The sequence below is a fragment of the Undibacterium sp. GW821-FHT11H02 genome, assembly GCF_058808015.1.
Genome location: NZ_JBXARG010000002.1, coordinates 163,984 through 186,222, shown reverse-complemented (window position 1 = coordinate 186,222; position 22,239 = coordinate 163,984). Strand labels below are relative to the sequence as shown.

At 47.5% G+C, this 22,239-nt stretch carries 16 protein-coding genes; 8 read left to right on the top strand and 8 right to left on the bottom strand.

Going from position 1 to position 22,239, the window contains the following annotated elements:
* Positions 1–151: 151 nt before the first annotated feature.
* The 3 genes from nirB (at position 152) to AC1RR2_RS03100 (ending at position 6,075) form a co-directional block, all read left to right on the top strand.
* Positions 152–2,581 (top strand): nitrite reductase large subunit NirB, encoded by a 2,430-nt coding sequence (gene nirB, locus AC1RR2_RS03110; RefSeq protein WP_493220844.1) that lies wholly within the window; start codon positions 152–154, stop codon positions 2,579–2,581.
* A gap of 248 nt (positions 2,582–2,829) precedes the next feature.
* The gene (gene nirD / locus AC1RR2_RS03105) at positions 2,830–3,174 is read left to right on the top strand and encodes a nitrite reductase small subunit NirD (protein WP_493220843.1); all 345 of its coding nucleotides are present in this window, start codon (positions 2,830–2,832) and stop codon (positions 3,172–3,174) included.
* Between the two features lie 15 nt (positions 3,175–3,189).
* A complete protein-coding gene (locus AC1RR2_RS03100; RefSeq protein WP_493220842.1) occupies positions 3,190–6,075 on the top strand; it encodes a nitrate reductase in 2,886 nt (961 codons plus the stop codon).
* 9 nt (positions 6,076–6,084) lie between these two features.
* On the opposite strand, the gene AC1RR2_RS03095 is transcribed toward AC1RR2_RS03100, so the two are convergent.
* Together AC1RR2_RS03095 and AC1RR2_RS03090 are read right to left on the bottom strand one after the other, a co-directional pair.
* Positions 6,085–6,426, bottom strand: coding sequence for a carboxymuconolactone decarboxylase family protein (locus AC1RR2_RS03095; RefSeq protein ID WP_493220841.1), 342 nt, complete (start codon positions 6,424–6,426; stop codon positions 6,085–6,087).
* Between the two features lie 127 nt (positions 6,427–6,553).
* A complete protein-coding gene (locus AC1RR2_RS03090; RefSeq protein ID WP_493220840.1) occupies positions 6,554–7,450 on the bottom strand; it encodes a LysR family transcriptional regulator in 897 nt (298 codons plus the stop codon).
* 199 nt (positions 7,451–7,649) lie between these two features.
* Between AC1RR2_RS03090 and AC1RR2_RS03085 the strand changes: the two genes are divergently transcribed.
* A complete protein-coding gene (locus tag AC1RR2_RS03085; protein WP_493220839.1) occupies positions 7,650–8,288 on the top strand; it encodes an NAD(P)-dependent oxidoreductase in 639 nt (212 codons plus the stop codon).
* Positions 8,289–8,544: 256 nt separating this feature from the next.
* Here AC1RR2_RS03085 and AC1RR2_RS03080 read toward each other — a convergent pair whose 3' ends face one another.
* On the bottom strand, positions 8,545–10,614 hold the full coding sequence (locus AC1RR2_RS03080; protein WP_493220838.1) for an esterase-like activity of phytase family protein: 2,070 nt from the start codon (positions 10,612–10,614) through the stop codon (positions 8,545–8,547).
* 277 nt (positions 10,615–10,891) lie between these two features.
* Here AC1RR2_RS03080 and AC1RR2_RS03075 point away from each other — a divergent pair, with 277 nt between their 5' ends.
* Entirely contained in the window at positions 10,892–12,085 is a 1,194-nt protein-coding gene (locus tag AC1RR2_RS03075; protein ID WP_493220837.1) for a tetratricopeptide repeat protein, read from the top strand.
* 112 nt (positions 12,086–12,197) lie between these two features.
* Here AC1RR2_RS03075 and AC1RR2_RS03070 read toward each other — a convergent pair whose 3' ends face one another.
* Both AC1RR2_RS03070 and ocd read right to left on the bottom strand, forming a co-directional pair.
* Positions 12,198–12,524, bottom strand: coding sequence for a hypothetical protein (locus AC1RR2_RS03070; protein WP_493220836.1), 327 nt, complete (start codon positions 12,522–12,524; stop codon positions 12,198–12,200).
* Between the two features lie 262 nt (positions 12,525–12,786).
* Positions 12,787–13,860 carry an ornithine cyclodeaminase gene (gene ocd, locus AC1RR2_RS03065; RefSeq protein WP_493220999.1) on the bottom strand — a complete coding sequence of 358 codons (1,074 nt, stop codon included), beginning with the start codon at positions 13,858–13,860 and terminating at the stop codon, positions 12,787–12,789.
* A 336-nt stretch (positions 13,861–14,196) separates the two neighbouring features.
* On the opposite strand from ocd, the gene AC1RR2_RS03060 reads away from it, so the two are divergent.
* From AC1RR2_RS03060 to AC1RR2_RS03050, 3 genes are all read left to right on the top strand, one after another.
* Complete coding sequence (locus AC1RR2_RS03060; RefSeq protein ID WP_493220998.1) at positions 14,197–14,631, top strand: Lrp/AsnC family transcriptional regulator; 435 nt, start codon at positions 14,197–14,199, stop codon at positions 14,629–14,631.
* Positions 14,632–14,961: 330 nt separating this feature from the next.
* A complete protein-coding gene (locus AC1RR2_RS03055) occupies positions 14,962–18,294 on the top strand; it encodes an EAL domain-containing protein (RefSeq protein ID WP_493220835.1) in 3,333 nt (1,110 codons plus the stop codon).
* 479 nt (positions 18,295–18,773) lie between these two features.
* Entirely contained in the window at positions 18,774–19,190 is a 417-nt protein-coding gene (locus AC1RR2_RS03050) for a hypothetical protein (RefSeq protein ID WP_493220834.1), read from the top strand.
* 58 nt (positions 19,191–19,248) lie between these two features.
* Here AC1RR2_RS03050 and AC1RR2_RS03045 read toward each other — a convergent pair whose 3' ends face one another.
* The 3 genes from AC1RR2_RS03045 to AC1RR2_RS03035 all read right to left on the bottom strand — a co-directional run bounded on the left by AC1RR2_RS03045 (position 19,249) and on the right by AC1RR2_RS03035 (position 22,225).
* The gene (locus AC1RR2_RS03045; protein ID WP_493220833.1) at positions 19,249–20,040 is read right to left on the bottom strand and encodes an EAL domain-containing protein; all 792 of its coding nucleotides are present in this window, start codon (positions 20,038–20,040) and stop codon (positions 19,249–19,251) included.
* A gap of 190 nt (positions 20,041–20,230) precedes the next feature.
* Positions 20,231–20,740 (bottom strand): single-stranded DNA-binding protein, encoded by a 510-nt coding sequence (gene ssb / locus AC1RR2_RS03040; protein WP_493220832.1) that lies wholly within the window; start codon positions 20,738–20,740, stop codon positions 20,231–20,233.
* Positions 20,741–20,977: 237 nt separating this feature from the next.
* On the bottom strand, positions 20,978–22,225 hold the full coding sequence (locus AC1RR2_RS03035; protein WP_493220831.1) for an MFS transporter: 1,248 nt from the start codon (positions 22,223–22,225) through the stop codon (positions 20,978–20,980).
* Between the last annotated feature and the right edge of the window lie 14 nt (positions 22,226–22,239).

The window sequence follows — 22,239 nt, the reverse complement described above, 5'->3', positions numbered from 1 at the left end:
ACCTCTCAACACAGAGACACGGAGGCACAGAGGTAGCACAGAGAACACCTAAATTAAGAGACCTCTGCGATTTTGATTTTTTCTCGCATTTCTCTGTGCCTCTGTGCCTCTGTGTTGAGAGGTTTTCGCTTTCAAATTAAGGATTTTCATCATGAAAAAACTCAAACTCGTCATGGTCGGCAATGGAATGGCAGGTGTGCGCACCTTAGAAGAATTGCTGAAAATCGCCCCCGATTTGTACGACATCACGGTCTTTGGCGCCGAGCCTTATGCCAACTACAATCGTATCTTATTGTCGCCAGTATTAGCGGGCGAACAAACGATTAAAGACATTATGCTCAATGATGTTGACTGGTATGCCGAGAATAATATCACTCTGTATCTGGGTAAAAAAATCGTCAAAATTGATCGCTACAAACGTGTGGTCATCGCCGAAGATGGCATGGAAACCGAATACGACAGATTGCTGATCGCCACCGGCTCTACGCCTTTCATGCTGCCTGTACCAGGCAAAGATTTGCAAGGTGTAATTGCCTATCGCGACATCCACGACACTAATGCCATGATCGCTGCAGCGGCAGAGCATACGCATGCCGTCGTGATCGGTGGTGGCTTGCTCGGATTAGAAGCTGCGAATGGCTTGAAGATGCGCGGCATGAATGTCTCGGTCGTGCACTTGCCCGCATGGCTGATGGATAGGCAGCTTGATCTCACCGCAGGTAAGATGCTGCAAAAATCTTTAGAAGATCGTGGACTTAATTTTCTACTTGAGAAAAATACCGAAGCCTTGCTAGGCGATGAAAACGGCCGTGTGAAAGCCATCCGTTTTTCGGATGGTTTAGAAATCCCCACACAACTCGTCGTCATGGCGGTCGGGATACGTCCCAATACAGCTTTAGCGGAATCGGCAGGGCTGTATTGCAATCGCGGTCTGATCGTGAACGACACCATGCAAACTTACGATCCACGCATTTATGCGGTCGGTGAATGTGTGAATCACCGCGGTACGGTATATGGTTTGGTCGCGCCTTTATTCGAAATGGCGAAAGTCTGCGCTAATCATTTGGCGAATTTCGGTATCGGTCGTTATCAAGGATCAGTCACCTCTACCAAACTCAAAGTCACCGGCATTGATCTATTTTCTGCGGGTGATTTCTCAGGTGGAAAAGATACCGAAGAAATCGTCTTATCCGACCCTATCGGTGGCGTCTACAAAAAACTCGTGCTGAAAGACGACAAACTGATAGGTGCTTGTTTGTATGGCGACACCGTCGATGGCAGTTGGTATTTCAAGCTGTTGCGTGAAGGGAAAAACATCGCCGAGATTCGTGATTCACTGATGTTTGGTGAATCGAATACGGGCGACGTCGGCCACGAAGGCCACACCAAAGCAGCGGCTATGCCAGACACCGCAGAGGTCTGCGGTTGCAATGGTGTGTGTAAAGGGACAATCGTCAAAGCAATTAAAGAAAAAGGTTTGTTCACGCTTGAGGATGTGCGAAAACATACCAAAGCATCGGCATCCTGCGGTTCCTGTACAGGTTTGGTCGAACAAATCATTATGTTCACGGCAGGTGGCGATTATTCGGCGACACCCAAAGCCAAGGCCATGTGTTCATGCACGGACCACTCGCATCATGCGGTACGTGAAGCGATCAAAGTCAATCATTTATTAACTGTCAGTGCAGTTCAACAGTTCATGGAATGGCGCACGCCAAATGGTTGCGCGAGTTGCCGCCCTGCTTTGAATTACTACCTTATTTCGACCTGGCCGAAAGAAGCGGTGGATGATCCGCAATCACGTTACATCAACGAACGCTCGCATGCGAATATCCAAAAAGATGGCACTTATTCCGTCATCCCGCGTATGTGGGGCGGTGAAACCAATGCCTCCGAATTGCGCAGAATTGCCGACGTGGTCGACAAATTCAATATCCCAACGGTGAAGGTCACGGGCGGTCAACGTATTGATTTACTCGGCGTAAAGAAAGAAGATTTACGCGCAGTCTGGCAAGATCTGGGCATGCCGTCAGGACTCGCCTATGCCAAAGGATTGCGCACGGTGAAGACTTGCGTCGGTAGCGAATGGTGTCGCTTCGGTACACAAAATTCCACGCTCATGGGGCAGCAATTAGAACGCGAATTAGCCCGCATGTACGCGCCCCACAAAGTCAAACTCGCGGTCTCTGGTTGCCCACGCAATTGCGCCGAAGCGGGGATTAAAGACGTCGGTGTGATCGGTGTAGATTCGGGTTGGGAAGTGTATGTGGGCGGCAATGGCGGCATCAAGACGGAAGTCGCACAATTTTTGGTCAAGCTCAAGACGCATCAAGAAGTGATGGAATACACAGGTGCTTTCCTCCAACTGTATCGCGAGGAAGGCTGGTACTTAGAACGTACCGTGCACTACATCGCCCGCGTTGGACTCGACTATGTGAAGCAACAGATATTAGAAAATTCTGCACGACGTGAGGAGTTGTATCAACGTTTGTTGTTTTCACTCGAAGGTGAAGCTGATCCTTGGCATGAGCCTGAGAAGGCGCAAGTGGATACGCGGCAGTTTGAGCGGATTGGCGGATGAGTTTAGATGAAAAACATGCATCCTCTCCGCAATAGGATTGAAATTACATGCATGCATTCATCAAGCACAAAACCCCTCAATGCCGAGACGCGGAGGCGCAGAGGAGCGCCGAGAAAACATTTGATTACTCGGCTTCCTCTCTTTTCGACTTTCTCGGCGTCTCTGCGCCTCGGCGTTGAGGGGTTTTAGATAAACCCGCCCTACATTAAATTGGCTGATCAAAACACATTGAAAACAAAGGAAAAACCATGTCCCAAGAATGGCAAATCATCTGTCGCGTAGACGACATTCCCGTACTCGGTGCACGTGTCGTCAAACGTCAGGCACAGACCGATGTTGCGATCTTCAGAAACACGCAAGACAAAATCTTCGCACTCTTGGATAAGTGCCCGCACAAAGGTGGTCCCTTATCGCAAGGCATCGTCTTCGGCGAAAAAGTCGCCTGCCCTTTGCATAACTGGAACATAGAACTACCAACTGGTTGTGCCGTCTCACCAGATGAAGGTTGCACGCAGAAATTCAGCGTCAAGGTCGAAGCTGATCAGGTTTATCTTGATGCAGATGAATTATTAACACTGGCAATCGAAACCTAAGCAATCTCCAAGATCATGAATGACACTATGCGCGAAACCATGCCAACTAAAGTCGTTACGCTAGAAACCAAATCCACCTGCTGCTACTGCGGTGTCGGTTGCGGTGTCATTATAGAATCCGACGGTGTACAAGTCACCGGCGTACGCGGTGATCCAGACCATCCGGCGAACTTTGGAAAGCTATGCAGCAAAGGCAGCAACTTACATCTGAGCGCCAAGCCGCTATTGCAACAACAGGTACGTGCGCTGTATCCCGAATCGCGTACCGACCGTTCGCAAGCCAGGCAACGCCTAGACTGGGATAGCTGTCTCGATAGCATGGCCGATAAATTTGCTGCGACGATCAAAGAACATGGCCCTGACAGCGTAGGATTTTATATCTCGGGGCAGCTACTGACAGAAGACTATTACGTCTTCAATAAACTCGCCAAGGGCTTGATAGGCACGAATAATATCGACAGCAATTCACGACTCTGTATGTCGAGCGCGGTAGCGGGATACAAACAGACTCTAGGCTCCGATGCGCCACCTTGCAGTTATGAAGATATCGACCATACCGATCTCTTGTTCATTGCAGGCTCTAACACTGCATTTGCGCACCCCATCTTGTATCGCCGTATCGAACGAGCGCGTGAAAATAATCCCAACTTAAAAATGATCGTAGTCGATCCGCGACGCACCGATACCGCGCGCGATGCTGATTTACATCTGGCTATTTTGCCCGGCACCGACGTCGCACTTTTCAATGGACTCTTACATTTGTGCTTGTGGGACGATACGCTCGCCCATGATTTCATCTCCCAACACACGGATGGTTTTGCTGAACTAAAAAAGACGGTGCGTGATTTTACGCCATCTATGGTGGCGCAAATTTGCGGCATTAAAGAACAAGATTTACAACAAGCGGCACAATGGTTCGGTCAAGCCAAAGCGGCGCTGTCCTTATATTGCCAAGGCTTGAATCAATCCGCCTCAGGCACCGCAAAAAATGCCGCCCTCATCAATCTACACCTTGCGACCGGACAGATAGGCAAACCCGGCGCTGGGCCATTTTCACTGACAGGACAACCGAATGCGATGGGCGGGCGTGAAGTCGGTGGCATGGCTAATCTTTTACCTGGGCATCGTGACTTAAGTAATCCCGAACATCGCGCTGAAGTCGCCGCTTTGTGGGGCGTAGACAATATCCCAGCGCAGGCTGGAAAAACGGCGGTTGAATTGTTCGAAGCCGTACGGCAAGGCGACATCAAACTACTTTGGATAGTTTGCACCAATCCCGCTCAATCGATGCCCGATCAAAATTTAATCCGCGAAGCTCTACTCAAGGCGGAACTGGTGATAGTGCAAGAAGCCTACACCAGCACCGCTACCGTGCCATACGCAGACATCTTATTACCCGCCTCAACCTGGTCAGAAAAATCTGGCACGGTGACTAATTCAGAGCGTCGTATCTCACGAGTCAATGCCGCCATCGACGCGCCGGGTGAAGCCAGACATGATTGGGAAATCGCAGCGCAGTTTGCACGAAAATTAGCTTTGAAATTAAACCAATGCGCGCCGAATTTTTCTTACACTTCACCTGAAGAAATCTGGAACGAGCACCGAGCAACGACCAGCGGACGCGATCTTGATATCACCGGTTTAAGTTACGACATTTTGCAAACACAGGGCCCACAACAGTGGCCCTACCCCGACGGTGCAAGCGCAGGAAAAGCGCGCCTGTACGAAGACCATTGCTTCGCGACTGCTAATGGTCGCGCCCGCTTTGTCAATACGCAGTACATGCCCACCGTGGAAAAAACTAATCCACGCTATCCGTTCGCTTTGACTACCGGTCGCTTACGCGATCAATGGCATGGCATGAGTCGCACTGGCACCGTGGCACAATTATTTGCACATACAGCAGAGCCAGTGATAGAGATGGCGACTCAGGACATGGAGCGCCGTTTCATCAAAGACGGTGATTTGGTCGAAGTCAGCAATAGTCGCGGCATGCAAAGATTGATCGCCAGCGCCAGTGACACCTTAAAAGCAGGACAAGCTTTTATCGCCATGCATTGGGGTGAAGAATTTGTCTCAGGCGCCGTGAGTAGCGAAGCACCTAGTTACGGCGTCAATGCCCTATGCAACCCGGCGATAGACCCAGACTCTAAACAACCAGAACTAAAACACACAGCAGTCAAAATCGTAAAAGCAGAATGTCCATGGCAATTTCTGGTCATTGTTTGGTTCGATGAAGCAAAAATTCTCAGCGTGCAGCAAAGCTTGCGTCAGTTCTATGGGAAATTCGCTTACGCCAGTTGCGTGCCATTTGGTCGCGATCAACAAGGTTTGCTATTTCGAGCAGCGCATACAAGCGCCATTGATAACCGCATCACCGAACAAATTGAAAATATGATGGGAATACGTGGCTCTGCCGTGCTGCGTTACGACGATAAAAAACGCGGCAATTCACGACATGTATTGTTAGCGTCAAACGAACACGGTAATACAATACAAGGTTTTGCTTTAGCTGGCGACACCGGTGCAGAACCGTGGCTGAGGCGCTTACTAAACGATCACGAAGTCATTGAAGAAACCAAATCCTTATTACTCAATGAAGCGCCACCAACAACACTTACAAACAGAGCCAGTAACAAAATTGTTTGTACTTGCTTGAATGTAGGCGAACATCAAATCCGGGCCGAGATCGAGCAACTAAGTACGCAATCCATCGATACTAAGGCTGAGTTTCTGCAACACCTAAAGCAGCGTCTGCATTGCGGCACCAATTGCGGTTCTTGCGTACCAGAGATTAAGCAAATGATTTTGCAAAAACCGATTATCGGCATCAAAGATAGCAGTAAGGTGGGCAGTGAAATGACGGGATACGAAATTTGCAAAGTCGCTAGCTTCAAGTAAATGACTATCCTAAGCCGACATTGCCTCAAACGCCGTCAAAGCATCGGCGGCGTACATTAAAGATGGACCACCGCCCATGTACACCGTCATACCCAACATTTCTTCTAACTCAGCGCGAGTGACGCCTAGTTTGATTAAGGCTTGCACATGAAATCCTATGCAGCCATCACAATGCGCGGCAATGCCTAAAGCCAGGGCGATCAACTCTTTGGTTTTTTTATCCAAAGCACCATCCTTAGTTGCTGCTTGCGCCAACATTGCAAAGGCCTTCATCACATCTGGTGTATCGGTACGTAATTTTGTAAGTGAACTGGAAATGGACTGAGTAATATCTTGATAATTCTTAGGCATGAGATGCCTCCCGAAGATCGAAAACGCTCACTATAGAGGGAAATATTGGGGCCTAATTATCTTTGTTCCGGAAGCTTGAGACAGGTCAATGGAAGGAGTCAACTCTTCTCTATAAACAAAATCAAAATTACATAAATTCGCGATAAAAATCAATGAAGGCTCTCACCTTAGCAGGCACGTGACGTCCCGGTGGTAAGACTGCGTAAATGCCGCCAGCGGGAAGCGACCAAGCCGGCAATACTTGCCTTAACTTCCCACTTTTAATCGCAGCTTGTGCGCTCATTTCTTCCATGACCGAAATACCAACGCCCTGCTGCAATAAAGCCAATAGCGAGCTGGGCGCATCGACTTGCAAACGTGACTTCATATGCACGCTACAACTATGTCCGGCTCCATCAGTAAATTTCCAAGTTAGAGGGGTCGGCAATAGCGACAGTGCCAGCCATTCGTGTTCGCGTAAATCTTCAGGATGTTGAGGAGTGCCCCATTTTTTCAAATACGCAGGGGCGGCTAAAACAGATTGTTGGAAGTCAGCTATTTTGATTGCGCGTTGTGAAGAATCGCGCAACCAGCCCATGCGAAATGAAAGATCGATACCATCCGCCACCAGATCAGTAATTCTGTCATTGGTGCGTAGGTCGATCCGCAAATGCGGGTGCAGCTTAGCAAACTCGGCCAATGCCGGCGCCACGGATTGTGCCGCATGCATCACGCTGGCGGAGACCCGTAAAACACCGGTCAATTCATTTTGCGCGCTTCCGACCTGAGTCAGCGCATCACGCAATCCCATCAGATAAGCTTGGCATTGCTCATGCAAGCTCCGTCCATCATCGGTCAGATTTACCTGACGTGTCGTGCGTGTAAATAGTGCGCTACCTAATTGCTTTTCCAAGCGCCCTATTTGCACACTAATCTTCGCCTTAGCGACACCTAGGCGATCCGCCGCCTTGGTAAAACTACCGGCTTCCACGACAGCATCAAAGATATTTAGAGCATTGAGATCGATCTGATCTAATTTAGCCATCGACGCCTTCCTTTCGTGCGCTAAGACCCCTTGGACCTTGCCAGTTGAAATAAGATTCGGATCACACTATTGATAAGAATTTGAGAACAATGAATTCTAGATTCGCGTATTTATCTAGTCAATCAATACCCGCATACTTCGTTCCGTAATTTCGTTATGTAGACACATTCAACTTCACAACAAATCAAAGGAACTCATTATGAACGTCGCACTCATAGGCGCAAGTGGATTTATCGGCTCAGCTTTGCTACAGGAATTATTGTCACGCGGTCATCAAGTCACGGCCTTAGTCGGCCACCCAGAAAAATTATCTGCACACGCAGCTCTGCAAGCTGTAACCAGTGATGTGCAGGATCTCAATCAGCTTACGCAACAACTATCAGGATTTGATGCAGTCATCAGCGCCTTTAGCGGTCATGCGCAAAGCGATACCTATGCCTACTATTTATCAGGCATTCAGAATATTATCGCTGCGACGAAAAGTAGCCATGCCCCTCGCTTACTGGTTGTTGGTGGTGCTGGATCTTTAGAAGTAGCACCTGGTGTTCAGGCGCTAGATACACCAAGCTTTCCAGCCGAATATAAGGCGACGGCTGAGGGTGCGCGTCAAGCTCTGAATTTACTGCGTGAAGAACAGGATCTCAACTGGACTATGCTGAGTCCAGCGGCCGTCATCGCGCCAGGCGTGCGCACCGGGCAATTCCGACTAGGTAAAGATCAGATGTTGTTTGATGCAGAGGCTAAGAGTCATATTTCAGTGGAAGATTATGCGCTAGCTATGATCGATGAACTAGAACAGGCGCAATTCATCAACCAACGTTTTACTGTAGCGTATTAGTTTCGGATATTTACCATCGTTGCATTCAACCGAGATTTCCATTAGGCGCGCCGTAAGCGCTATTTGAGCGCCGAGGGGCGTTTTCGGTCATTTTTAATGCTCTTTGTTGCCAATAGGTCGCTATTGGCGCCTCATTCGCACCAAAACTACCTCGAAAAGTGCATCCCTCGTCATCTCAAATCCTAATAGAAAATCCCGGTTCAAAAAAATCCGCTGAAAGCCTCAGCGGATTTTTGCGAAATGCATGATGACAAATTTATGGCACCACAAATTCATTCAACTTCTTATCAAATTTAATCAACCATAAACGGTTTGGGCGTTCGCTGTCAGCACCACGAGTGATGCGCGTCGTATTGCCCGCTGCGCAACCGATCGCTGAGCTAGTCGTAGTCAAAGCCCCTGTCATATCGACCGTGCATTTGGTGACATCGGCTCCGCCTACATTCACGCCTGCTGCTGTTTGAACTATGGTTTTCAATCCAAAATCATCATCATTTACCAAAGCCAAGGTGTTCTCATCGACCAAGGCTAAACCTTCGGCTTTTTCTGCCAACCAGCCAGCCGTGTTTAAGTCGAATAATAGCGTCTTCTTCAAAGTCACGACATTGGCGTAATTGGCGGCGTTCACAGCAGCACCCGTCATACTACTCTTTTCCAAATCGGTCCCGAGCGCTGCAATATTCGTTGCATTATTCGGAATCTGTACCAACATCAGACGATTAAATACCTTACCATCTACTCCTGCGCCTTGCTCAATGACGATGAATTTGCCATTACCCAAGGACACCAGATCACCTAATTTTGCACCGCCCGTTTTACCGCCTGAGTACATGCTTGCATCCAAAGGATAGGCATAGAGTTTGGTCGTTTCTGTGCTTGGATCAAACTCTACCCAGCGATTAAATTTGGCATAGTCTTTGATACTTTCGTTACTTGCAGCGCTTGCGCCAGGTACGATGTAACTGGCCTTACCGTCGTCCAAAGGACTTTGTATAAAACCGTGCAATTTACCGCTGGCGATTTCTAGACTCAGACCTTCCATGCCACGATTGGCACGACGTTTCAATAAGACAGCGGGCAAATCGGCCGCGCCAGTACCAGGCTGATATTTTTTCAAAATAACGCCAGTAGTGAGGTCGATCTTGACTATGAACGGGCCATATTCATCCGATACCCATAATGCATTGCGTGCGCTATCCAATACGATGGATTCCGTATCTAAACCGTAATCACTAAATACCGTTTTACTACTTGCATCATACTTAGCGGCATCGGTCAGAGGTACTTCGCCAGAAGAGCCGACTTTACCGGCAGCGATAGCGAGTCCAGAGGCATTAATCGTGCTAGAAAATTTAATTGGCATACTAGATTTTAAGACCGCTCCGGTTTTGCCTACAGCGATCACACCTATCGACGGGGTAAAGCTAGGTGAAGGGAAAAATTTACCGTCACTGTTTCCCGTTGCCCCCGCAGTGATCATCGCATTCGGTACCTTAGGGCCATCGCCGTTGGGGCCACGATCCGTGATGCCATAAAACTCCAGGCTACCATCAGCTGTTTTGCCTTTAAACGTTAAACCAGAACCGTAGGATGGCAAAAAGCCTTTAGGAAAATCTGCCTTAATCGCAGCAACGCTTCCTTCGTAAGGGACATAGAAAGAATCTGCTGCTTGAATTTGATAGCGCGTAATGCTGGCGCTAACGCTACCTAGCGTATTGGTTTGTGTGATGGCTTCCACAAACGGTGTAGATATCTTCGAGGCCAAAGTATCTTCAAAATGTTCGCTCACTAAAGTACGTCTATCGCTGTCAACGATGCGGCTTTGAAAGTTCGCTGGCAGCTTCGCCAAAACGCCGTTCATCGCCGTATTAAAAGCCGCCGGTGCCAAACTGAAGTCTAGGCTCTGCGCCGCCAAAGCCGTTTTTACCTCGGATGAAATTTGTATTCCATTAGCAGGATCGTTATCACTGTCTAATAATTGTAATGCCAACAAACGATTGACCACTTTATCGTCTCTAAGTTTATCGCTGCCCGCTAAAGTCAAAGGTGTAATCGTGGTACTGCAAGCGCCTGAACCTAAATTAATGCCGCCTACATTAAAGGCTAGCGTCTCACCATTAAGGCAAGTGAAACCACCGCTGGCACTGGTAGTTTGTTTTGCCGCACCATTGGCTGCATACTCTAGTCCTTCGACTGCGGCATCCAAAAATACACCGGATACGGGCGCTGGAACGACTTTTCGCTCAACACTATCATTGCCGCCACAGGCCACTAAAGCTGCGGCTGCAGCCAGCATAGTAAAACCGGCCATCACTTTATTTTGCATCATTTTCCCCTAATCAGTCGAATTCAAACACTTACCGATAAAACTTGGCTAAAGTGCAGGAATGTAAAGGGGAAATATGACCCGGGCATGACAATGATGTTTCGCCATGCGCGCCGTAAACTTAGCTGTATTTTTAGCTCAATATCCGCTCAACATGAATGAGGTTTAAATTTGCATGTGCGATTCTCGGAAACTATTCTGGGTTATAGGTCTCTAAGCCAATAAGTACTTAACGCGCATCAACATAACAAGGCTGGGATTGAAAAGGGGAACCATCATGTCAAAAAATCTTCTTTACTACTTGCGCCATTTGTTCGGATCGGGATTCGTTTTATTTGTCTATTCATTGCTTCTAACAGGCTGTGTCGCCGCTCCCACCGTACAGCAGGTTCCACAAGATCTGTTCCGCGATGATCTGTTCGCTGCCAACAGCAATCCTATCCAAACACATAATATTTTCGCGGCGGACAAGGCAATGCAACAATTCATTGCCAGTGAGATCGTCAGTCAATTGCGCTCAACCAGCCATCAAAGAGCACTTTTTAATGCCTTGTATAGCAAGGCACAATTACGTCTGGAATACGACTCCTCCTACACCCGTACTGCCAGCGAAGCCTTTGCCGCACGCTCAGGCAATTGCCTGTCTCTGGTCATTATGACAGCCGCCTTAGCCAAAGAAATGGGGCTATCGGTGCAATACCAAAAAGTATTAACCAAAGAAGATTGGAGCCGCAGCGGTGGACTTTACTTTGCGAGCGGGCATGTGAACGTGGTTTTAGGCAAAAAACGTTTCGATGAAAAAAATCATTTGGATCAAAATTATCAAATGACGATAGATTTTCTGCCACCTCAGGACACCGCGAGTCAACGTACCATCGATCTGGAAGAGAACACGATTGTCGCCATGTATATGAATAATCGTGCTGCTGAATCGCTGGTGCGCAATCAAACTGATCAAGCCTATTGGTGGGTGAAGGAAGCGATCAAAGCAGACCCTCAGTTTTCTTATTCATATAATACCTTGGGCGTTATTTATATGCGTCAGAAACAATATCTGTATGCTTATCGTACTCTCGACATGGCATTACGGACTGATCCGGACAGCTTAGTGGCGATGTCAAATATGGTTCAGACTTTAGAAATGTTAGGGCGCAACGCCGAAGCGAGCCTGCTAAATGAGACATTACTAAACAAGCAACCCTACCCACCATTTCATTTCTTTAATTTGGGGGTGAAAGCCATGGAAAAAAATGAGTTTCAGCAGGCTAAATCTTTGTTTCAAAGAGAGCTCAAACGCGCTCCTGATTATCACGAATTTCACTTCTGGCTGGGATTGGCACACTTTCGGCTCGGCGAACTGGAAGCCGCTCAGCAAGAGTTGGATATCGCCAAAGCAAACAGTACAACACAAAAAGATTTTGCGCTCTATTCGGCAAAATTAGATCGTTTGAATGCATTGAGGCAACAATAAAAAGCCCCATCCTTAGCTACGACGGGGCTTTTAGCAGAGTGAATTCATTGTTTTGACTTAAGGCCCCAGCACGAAACCACTAAGGCATAAAGTCCTTGCGATCTAGTCTGGCTTAAGCAGCCAAGAAGACTGGAGATTTCGCCTGTACTGTATCGCGTGCTGAGACTGGCAATTCGCCCAGATGCGCGGCACCACTCATCAATTGAGCAATACGTTCTGTTAAGGCACCTTCTTGCGTCGCCAATTGGAAATGCGCTGGGCGTTGCGTTTGTACTATGCCCCAACGTACGATAGGAGAGCGTCCGCTGCCGTCTAACAAAGCATGATCACGCAGCCATTGCTCGAAGAAGCGAGTTGGCATTTGGCTATCAACCCAGATCAAATGATCGGAGGTCATCAGCTTATTGTAGGATGGGCGAACTAAGATTTCGTAAATCATTTTATAACTCCCTAAATGTCTCTGTCTATTCATGGTGTGACAGAGTTTCTGTTAGGGAAAAAACGCCTGGCCCAATAAGCTGGTTGACACAAATACTTACATGTTTTGGTTTTTTTCGCTTTTTTTGAGATTATTTTTGTCCAAAACGAAAAAAAGCCTGATTTCCTTAGAAAATCAGGCTTTTTTATATTTCTAAAGCTATTTATTTTATTACTTTTTATTTCTCACCCAACTGCCGTTTCAGTCACAGCGTTTTCTTTGCTCAGGATACAAACGCTGCCCTGGCACGAGTGCTTACATTCAGATTCGTCGTAGCGCCCGTGTTATCGCCAATAAAACCGAACAAGTTCTTAGGATCGGCCATCGCCGGTATTAAGGACAAAGTCTCGCTCATGCCTAACTCAATTGCCGCATCTCGCATATAACGCAAAGCTGAGTAATCTTCCAAAGCGAAGCCAACTGAATCAAAAATCGTTACTTGTTCTGCACTGCTACGGCCAACGACTTTGCCCGACAAGACCGTCCATAATTCAGTAACTGGGAAGTCAGCTGGCATTTGCTGCATATCACCCTCGATACGTGACTGAGGTTCGAACTCACAGAACACTGGTCCCATACGCAACACATCGGCATGCAACTCGGTTTTGCCCGGACAATCACCACCAACGCCGTTAATGTGCATACCTGGCTCTATCATGTCAGGTGTAATAATAGTGGCATTGGTTTTGTCGGCCGTCACCGTCGTGATGATGTCTACGCCTTTTACTGCCTCTTTCGTGCTAGTGAAACGCTTGGTTTGCAAACCCATTTTTGCCAAATTCGCTTCTAATTTGTCAGTAGCCGCGCTATCGATATCGAACAAATGGAACATTTCGACACCAAGTAAATGATGGAAAGCCAAAGCTTGGAAGTCACTTTGCGCGCCATTACCGATGATCGCCATCGTTTTGCAATTGTCTCGCGCCACCGCACGTGCCGCCACTGCAGACATCGCAGCGGTGCGTATCGCCGTCGTCAAAGTTAACTCACTAACCAACTCTGGCACACCTGTTTCTACATCGGCCAAAACACCAAATGCCATCACAGTGGGCAGGTTAAAACGGTAGTTACTTGGGTGGCCATTCACATACTTGAAGGCATAAGACTTATCGTCGGCAATCGGCATCAATTCAATTACGCCAACATCAGAATGATTGGCGACACGAGCGCACTTATCGAAAGAATTCCAACGCAAAAAATCTTGATTGATGTAAGACGCTACCCCCGTAATGCAAGCACCAATACCGCGCTTGTTAATGATTTCAGCAACACGTTCTGCGCTGAGGTACTGTGTCACTGCACGGCGTGGCGTGATAGTTGGGTTTTGGCTTGAATTCGTGTTTTGTTTGGTGGTCGTCATGATGGTCTCCCTTAGTTTATTACTGACTAATGAGAACTTGCGCAAAATTTCTACAACCAGCCAGTAGCGATCAAAGCATTTTTACCTTGGGAATCTTCTTACTAGTTCACTCAGATTCGGTAAATCTCGCTGCAACAACTTTGCGTAAGTTCTTTAAAAAAAACTTGATGGGAGAATCTTACGGAAGTTCTGTGTTAAACAGAATCGGCAAAAATGTACCAATATCGTCAAATTTCTGCCAAAATGACATACCAAAATGACGAAATGATCAAAATGGACGCTCTAGACCAACAATTAATTAGCTTGTTACGCACCAATGCCCGCCTCAGTATCGCGAATCTGGCGCATAAACTGAAAGTATCGCGCGGCACCATCAATAATCGGATTACCAAACTCGAAGACGATGGCATCATTGTTGGTTACACCGTGCGCCTACGACCCGATGCAAGACAAAATGAAATTCATGCCTGGATTAGTATTGCCGTCGAAGGCAATGAAACAAGAGCAGTCATCGCCTCGCTCTTAGGTGAGCCTGGCATAGAGGAAATCCATGACACCAATGGCCGCTGGGATCTACTCGCCAGTTTACGTGCCGCCAATTTGTCCGAATTATCAAGTGTGCTAGAACGTATACGCCTGATTAAAGCGATACAAAATACTGAAACCAGTATTCATTTGCAGACCTATAGAACGGCAAACAAATCCTGACTCCGCCCGGAATTAATACAGAGACAGACAGACAGACACGCACACAAACACCAATCGATCCAGCTTCACTGCTACACCAGACCATACCAAAACCTATGTAGAACCTCATTTACTTCTTACCAAGTAAGTGATTAGCTTCGCATACATAGGCAAATACTAATTCCATTTAAACTTATCAACTTCATTAAAAACTGTGCCTATAATGAAGCCCTGAAGCAGCGTACCTTTTGATTGCAAGACTCTCCATAAATAGTAGCTCGATCACGATACTAGGAGTACTTTCTGAAAACAGAAAAAAATTTCGAACGTATAGTTCTGTTCGCTTTTAGCTTGGCGGTCGTCGTCGTCACGGGTTTAGGTGCCGTCACATGGAAACTTGCGCGCGACACCCTGCAGGTGACCGATATGGTGGCGCATACCTATCAGGTTTTGAACCACTTAACACAGGCCAACGGTGATGCGTTTCAGATCGAATTAAGTACACAAAACTACCGGCTGCACGGTGATGCGAGACGATTAGCAGAGCGTGATGCAGCAATCGCAGGCCGTGAAGCGACTTTGGCCGAAATCAAGCGCTTGACTGCAGACAATCCACGGCAATATCAACGCTGGCAAGAACTGCGTGCTGTGATTGATCAACGTATTGCCATTTCCAAAAAGACAGAAGAGATTCGTAAAACCGAGGGCGCTGAAGCGGCAAGCTCTTTTGTGGCAAGTGCACCCTTAAAAGAAACCCGCGAGCAGATGTTCCTGATTCTGGGGAGAATGCAAACCGAAGAGTTGAGCTTGTTGGCGAGTCGCACGCAAGAACAACATCAAGCCAGACAATTCCTGGTGTTATCCGGACTGTCGATTGCCCTTATCTTCATCCTCATTTTGACCGCCAGCTTCTTACTCATCCGACGGCAATTAAAAGAGGCGGCAGAACAAAGGCTGGCGCTCAGAGAAAGCGAAGAGAGCCTGTCGATTACTCTCAATTCTATCGGAGATGCGGTCTTAGCAACCGATGTCCACGGTCTGATCACTCGCATGAATCCTGTTGCGGAACGCCTTACAGGCTGGCGCCTGATTGAAGTTGCAGGGCGACCTATCGACGATGTGTTTCGCATCATCAATGAAAATACCCGTATGCCGGCGGTCGTGCCGGTGTCGGAAGTACTTGCTACTGGCGAGATCCATGAGCTCGCCAACCACACCGCTTTAATCGCTCGCGATGGCAGCGAATGTCCTATTGCGGATAGTGCAGCCCCCATACGTGATAACGCAGGAAAAGTGATAGGTGTGGTTTTGGTATTTCGTGACGAAACCGCCGCACGCAAAGCGCAGAGCATGATCACCGATCAAAATTTAATGTTAGAGCAACGTGTGCAAGAACGCACGATGCAACTACGACACAGCGAAGAACATCTGCGTAGCTTAATCAATAATTTACCGGCATTGATTGCCCTGGTGGATGCGGAGCGACGTTATGTCTATGCGAATCGACAATATCAAGAAAGGTTTGCACCCGGCCGTGACGATATCACGGGCTGCCTGGTACAAGAAATCCTCAGCGCAGAACGCTACGTAATCGCGGCACCCTTGATAGAAAAAGTATTGCAAGGCGAAGCACAGAATTATGACTGGCAACCGTCCCCTGGTCACTGGCAAGTCATACACTATCTGCCGCGTTTTGATACTGCCAATCAAGTCATAGGATACTATGTGTTGGGTACGGAAATCACCGAGCGCAAACACGCCGAAGAAAAAATCAGCCTGCTCAACACTCAACTCTCACAGCATGTACACCAACTAGAAAATGTCAGCCGTGCGCTAAAAACATTAAGCGCCGGTAACCGTACCATGCTGCGCGCTAAAGATGAACATGGTCTGTTGCAAAACATGTGTACCGCGATTGTCGAAGCCGGCAACTATGCAATGGCTTCCGTTTGGTATAAAGAATATGATGACTTTCACTCACTGAAAGTGATGGCCGAGCATGGCCATACCGGTGGAATACAAGCCTTACAAAAACTGCATGGAAGTTGGGCTGATAATGACTTGGGACGAGGCGTCGTGGCAACAGCGATTCGGACTGGCAAGACTGCTGTTGTTAACAATATTTTGACTGATTCCGCCTACGCGCCATGGCGTGCCGCTTTGCCGGGCTACGCCTGCGGCGTCGGCTGCCCACTGCTGGTGAACGGCGAAATCATTGGGGGAATTGTAATTTACGCCGTCGAACCTGATGCTTTCGGTACGGATGAGGTCGCCTTACTTACCGACTCTGCTGATGACTTGGCATTTGGCATTTCAACCCTGAGAACTCGCGCCGAACAAAAACAAAATCAAGAAGACATGATCAAGCTAACGCGCTTTGACATACTCACTGGCCTTCCTAACGAAACACAATTTACTGAGTTGGTTAAGATCTCAATAGATACTTGCAAACGCAATGCTAAGCATTTCGCGCTGATACAAATTAATGTAGAGCGACTCAATGAGATCAACATCGCATTAGGGTTTAGTCAAGGCGATCAGATTTTGCGTGAACTCGCCATCAGATTAGCCAAGACAATTCCAGAGTCCGCTATGCTGGCTCGCTTGCGCGGTGATGAGTTCGCCATGTTATTACCCGACAGCGACGTGAATGCCGCTATACGCACCGTACACAGAATAGAGGGACTGCTTGCAAGCCCCTTCCCGATTGCCGATATTGAACTCGACGTGTCAGTGAAGAGTGGTATCGCACTCTTCCCTGCACATGGTGACAATACTCACGATCTATTGCGGCACATGGATATTGCGGTTCATCATGCCAAACGAAAAGCAGTGAACTACATCGTTTTCGATCAGACCAAAAATGAAGATCAAGCAACGCGCCTAACTATGGCGGGTCAGTTACGACGTGCGATTGAAAACGATGAGTTAGTACTCTACCTGCAACCTAAAATTCGCATGAGTGACGGCCAAATTTGTGGTGCAGAAGGACTGGTACGCTGGCATCACCCAGAACGCGGCATCATACCTCCAATTGAGTTTATAGGTTTGGCCGAACATACGGGGCTCATCAAACCGCTGACTGAATGGGTGATAGTAGCGGCGCTGAAACTCAATCAGGAATGGCAACAGACAGGATGTGCCTTGCCGATCGCTATCAATCTCTCTACGCGGAATTTACGTGAAGAAAACCTGTTAGAAAATGTGCGCTATTTGCACAGCGTCTGGGATGTTGCACCCGGCTTGTTAGAAATGGAAATTACCGAGAGCATGGTCATGGATGATCCCGAATTTTCGCTCCGAATACTCAGTAGCCTGCGCGAGCAAGGTATCCCGCTCTATATTGATGACTTTGGTACAGGCTACTCCTCCCTAAGTTATCTGCAAAAACTGCCTGTCGATTACATCAAAATTGATAAATCATTCGTGGTCAATATGGCCGTCAACCATGACTCCACTTTGATTGTCCGTTCCACGATTGACTTAGCCCACGATCTGGGAAGAAAAGTGGTCGCCGAAGGCGTAGAGACGCAGGCCGATTGGGATCAATTAGTTGCCTTTGGATGTGATTTTGCGCAAGGTTATTTCATCGCGAAACCCATGCCACCTGAATTATTTCAAGCGTGGTGTGTTCAATATTGTGCGCCCTCGCACCAAGCAGATCAGGAAGTAAATTCTGGTTGAGTAGTCAATACTGTCCGCTATAACACTTAGCAAGCTTGACTCCAGCCCTGCCCGCTTTGAACTTCATTCGGCAGCCCTTACGCCACTCATTTCCAAATAGATATTGAAGTCGTGCTTTGAAGCACTACTATACAAAAATCTGACTTTCTCGCATCCGCAAAAAATTTGACTGGCGTTGGACAAAAACCATTACATGTAAAAACTTTGGGATGGCGATTTTTACGCCAAGAAGATCGTTTTACACAGAATTGAGAGGCCACCCAATAGGAGTGCGTCCCTTGAATTTCACATCACAAGGTCGATGATTTACTACATGAGAAGTCCATTAAGATTGCCATAATGCAACTAAATGCGCAGCTAAGCGTAACAGGCACATATTTTGCTGACTTAAGTTTGATACAAATTTTGACGTTAAGAAAATAGACGTCTAGCTATCTAACGAACACCGACCAAAAACATACTTGCCCGGGACACCTATCGTGAACTTTCTACAAAAATTATTTGGCACCGGCAAGTCTTCCAAACCGAAGACCAACATGAAGCGCACGCCTGAAATACAAGCCGCGCTGGATCGCATCGAAGCACGCAAACAGAAAGAGCTAAAAGAAAATGCCGAGAAACAACGCCGTGAGCGCCTGTTTAAGACTAGAGATCAATTAGCGAATGACATTGCAAATTCACCCAAAAACACTGAAGAGCAAATGCGTCAATTGAAGAGAAAAGGCGAACGAGTACATGATGACAGGCTAGAGGCCGACAGCGGCATAATGGCGAACAGCAAACTGGATCTCTGGCTTAATACCATCAGTCCCCAAGACCCACCCGATACCATTGCACCGCAAATGCGGATTCCGGATACGGTGTTCGATATAAAGACCAACAAATTTAAGCAATAGTTGAGTCTGCGAGCCTAGCCCTAGTGAATATTCTCACTGGCAGAATTACGCACAGAGTCTACTCCCAAGCATAGGCTGGAATGGTGCCAAGTCCTTTAAACACAGGCTTGCAAAACCAATACCCCTGCATCAAGTTAATACCAATCGACGACAGGAAATCACGCTCTGCACGCGTTTCAATTCCCTCTGCTAGGACCTCAATATGCAATTCCTGGCAAATCGAAGCAATCCCTTTGACAATTGCTTGACGTGCTTTATCCGCATCAATACCTCGCACCAGATCCATATCAATCTTAATAATATCTGGCTGATATTCAGAAAGAAGATTCAAGCCTGCATATCCAGCGCCGAAATCATCAATCGCCGTTCTAAATCCGAAATTACGATACTGTCTAAAAATATTGACAAGGTGAGGTCGATCTTGCACGCGCTCTCCTTCAGTCACTTCAAATATGATTTTCTCAATCGGGAAACTATATTCTCGCGCAGCGTCAAACGTGGTTCGGATACACACTTCTGGTTTGTAGACAGCGTTCGGTAAAAAATTGATCGACAAGAATTCTTGCATTCCCAAACCTGCCGCGCCCTGCACTGCTTTTACCCTGCACAATTGATCAAATTGGTAACGATTGCTATCGTTCACCTGAGCCAAAATACTCGCGGCAGATTCACCATTCGGCCCGCGTACCAAGGCTTCGTGGGCAAAAATAGTTCGTGACGCAAAATCAACGATAGGTTGGTATGCAAATTCAAATGCAAAATCAAAGGGAATATCACTTCGACAACCGACACAAGCGCCACTAGCAATGGGGTCGCCACTTTCCGAAAAGATTGGAACGGTTGAAGTCATTTACAAATCCCTTTCCACACATGTGCTGGTCTGAGCAGCAGTTTTCATTACGCCGAAAGTATAGCGTTAAGTTGCCTGATAGCACTACTCTATCCTTGGATAATAGCGCCGTACATCGCTTAATAAAAAAACCCGGCAACACAAAGAGTGGTTCCGGGTTTTCTCAGTTCAAGCTAAAAGTAGCAACGCCTCAAAACGGAATGTCGTCATCCATATCAGAGAAATTCGGCGCAGGACGTTGAGCTGGAGCTTGACGTGGTTGCTGCACCGGAGCACTGTATTGCTGCTGTTGCTGACGTGGCGCTGGAGCACCGCCGCCGTAGCCGTCATCATCCATAGGAGCGCCGCCACCGCCGCCCATACCTTGGCGACTGCCCAGCATTTTCATTTCGTCTGCACGAATATCAGTTGCGTACTTTTCTACGCCATCTTTGTCGGTGTACTTACGGGTACGCAAGCTACCTTCGATATAAACCTGGGAACCTTTTTTCAGGTATTGGCCAGCGATCTCTGCCAATTTGCCAAAGAAAGTCACGCGATGCCATTCGGTCGCTTCTTTCTTTTCACCCGTTTGTTTGTCTTTCCACGATTCTGTGGTTGCTACTGCAATGGTGGTCATTGCATCGCCACTTGGCATGTAGCGGGTTTCTGGATCACGTCCCAGATTACCAATAATCAACACTTTATTTAGTGATGCCATCTTTATGTCTCCTACTCTCAATGCGATAACAGAACAATTTACCCAAGAAGCCAGCACGAATGCTCAAAATTCACAAAAACGATGAACTGTAAAGCTTTGGAGCTTCGAACTCACATTCTATAACTAAATTACTATATTTATCGCTAATTTATCAACGTAACTCGCGTGTTTCAATAGATCAAAAATGCTTTCCATATAGGAGGACAAATTTGCTTACTGCGTTCCTTCAAATACTGCTTACACCGCGCTGGCGATGTCGCTAGTATTTTCAGAATCCGGTTTGCTGGCGCGCTTGGGCAATTCCGGCATACGGCTTGCGATTATAAGCCAGATCAGCGATAAAACTGCAGTAAATATGAATACAGAACTGGCACTGATATGTTGTTTCATCCAGCCACCAACAAAGCCGCCACAGGCTAAACCTAATGCTTGCAAAGTATTGTACACACCGAGTGCAGCGCCTTTCGCTGACGGCGGTGCTAGGCGAGAAACTAAAGAAGGCTGGCTTGCTTCCAGAATATTAAATGCTAGGAAGAAGGCAAACAGCATCGCAATCAACATCGTGGCGTTTTCTAGGAACCCCCAAAAACCCAATTGCACCAGCATCAACAAGGCAATCGAACAGACAAAAACTTGCTTCATCTTGCCGCTGCGTTCACCGCGCATAATCGCTAATAACATCACAAAGAAAGAACCAAACACCACAGGCAAATACACCATCCAATGTTGGTCGAGCGGCAAATGCGCGTACTGCACCAAAGCTGACGGAACCACCACAAACATCGCAACCTGGCTTAAATGTAATACGAACACGCCTAAATTCAAACGCATCAGTTCGGGATTTTTCAATACTTCAATGAGCGGTACTTTCACAGTCGGCAATGACGGTGCGTCAGGCGTAATCCAGGTCACCACGCCTATCGCCGCAATCGCCATGATCGCGGTTAATATAAAAATACCGTTCATGCCTATGCGTTGATATAGGACTGGCGCTAACACCAGCGACAAGGCGAAACTGATACCAATTGAGCCACCGACCATTGCCATCGCTTTAGTACGATGCTCCTCTCTGGTAGTGTCGGCAAGCAAAGCAGTAATCGCCGCAGAAATTGCGCCAGCGCCCTGCACAGCCCGACCTATCAAGATGCCCATCACGGTATCTGACATGGCCGCAATCACTGCACCTATGGCAAATAAAATCAGCCCGGCAATAATCACTGGTTTACGACCATATTTGTCGGAAGCCATACCAAACAAAATCTGCAAGCAGGCTTGGGTTAAACCATAAATTCCCATTGCCATACCGACCAAGGCAGCATTGTCGCCATCTGGTAAAGTTTTGGCGTGAATTGCGAAAATAGGCAGTATCAAAAACAAGCCAAACATCCGCAAAGCAAATATGGAGGCCAAAGATGCGCCAGCCCGAATTTCGGACGAGGACATTTTGTTGGGGACGGAGGTTGGCGAGAGCGGTTGTGAGCTCATAGGTGTTGCGCTAT

Excerpts from the sequence above, each read along its gene's own strand:
- AC1RR2_RS03090 (WP_493220840.1), bottom strand. The coding sequence starts at position 7,450 with ATGGCTAAATTAGATCAGATCGATCTCAATGCTCTAAATATCTTTGAT.
- AC1RR2_RS03080 (WP_493220838.1), bottom strand. The coding sequence starts at position 10,614 with ATGCAAAATAAAGTGATGGCCGGTTTTACTATGCTGGCTGCAGCCGCA.
- ssb (WP_493220832.1), bottom strand. The coding sequence starts at position 20,740 with ATGGCATCACTAAATAAAGTGTTGATTATTGGTAATCTGGGACGTGAT.
- nirB (WP_493220844.1), top strand. The coding sequence starts at position 152 with ATGAAAAAACTCAAACTCGTCATGGTCGGCAATGGAATGGCAGGTGTG.
- AC1RR2_RS03095 (WP_493220841.1), bottom strand. The coding sequence starts at position 6,426 with ATGCCTAAGAATTATCAAGATATTACTCAGTCCATTTCCAGTTCACTT.
- AC1RR2_RS03045 (WP_493220833.1), bottom strand. The coding sequence starts at position 20,040 with ATGACTTCAACCGTTCCAATCTTTTCGGAAAGTGGCGACCCCATTGCT.
- AC1RR2_RS03075 (WP_493220837.1), top strand. The coding sequence starts at position 10,892 with ATGTCAAAAAATCTTCTTTACTACTTGCGCCATTTGTTCGGATCGGGA.
- AC1RR2_RS03035 (WP_493220831.1), bottom strand. The coding sequence starts at position 22,225 with ATGAGCTCACAACCGCTCTCGCCAACCTCCGTCCCCAACAAAATGTCC.
- AC1RR2_RS03085 (WP_493220839.1), top strand. The coding sequence starts at position 7,650 with ATGAACGTCGCACTCATAGGCGCAAGTGGATTTATCGGCTCAGCTTTG.
- AC1RR2_RS03070 (WP_493220836.1), bottom strand. The coding sequence starts at position 12,524 with ATGATTTACGAAATCTTAGTTCGCCCATCCTACAATAAGCTGATGACC.
- AC1RR2_RS03100 (WP_493220842.1), top strand. The coding sequence starts at position 3,190 with ATGAATGACACTATGCGCGAAACCATGCCAACTAAAGTCGTTACGCTA.
- AC1RR2_RS03060 (WP_493220998.1), top strand. The coding sequence starts at position 14,197 with ATGGACGCTCTAGACCAACAATTAATTAGCTTGTTACGCACCAATGCC.
- nirD (WP_493220843.1), top strand. The coding sequence starts at position 2,830 with ATGTCCCAAGAATGGCAAATCATCTGTCGCGTAGACGACATTCCCGTA.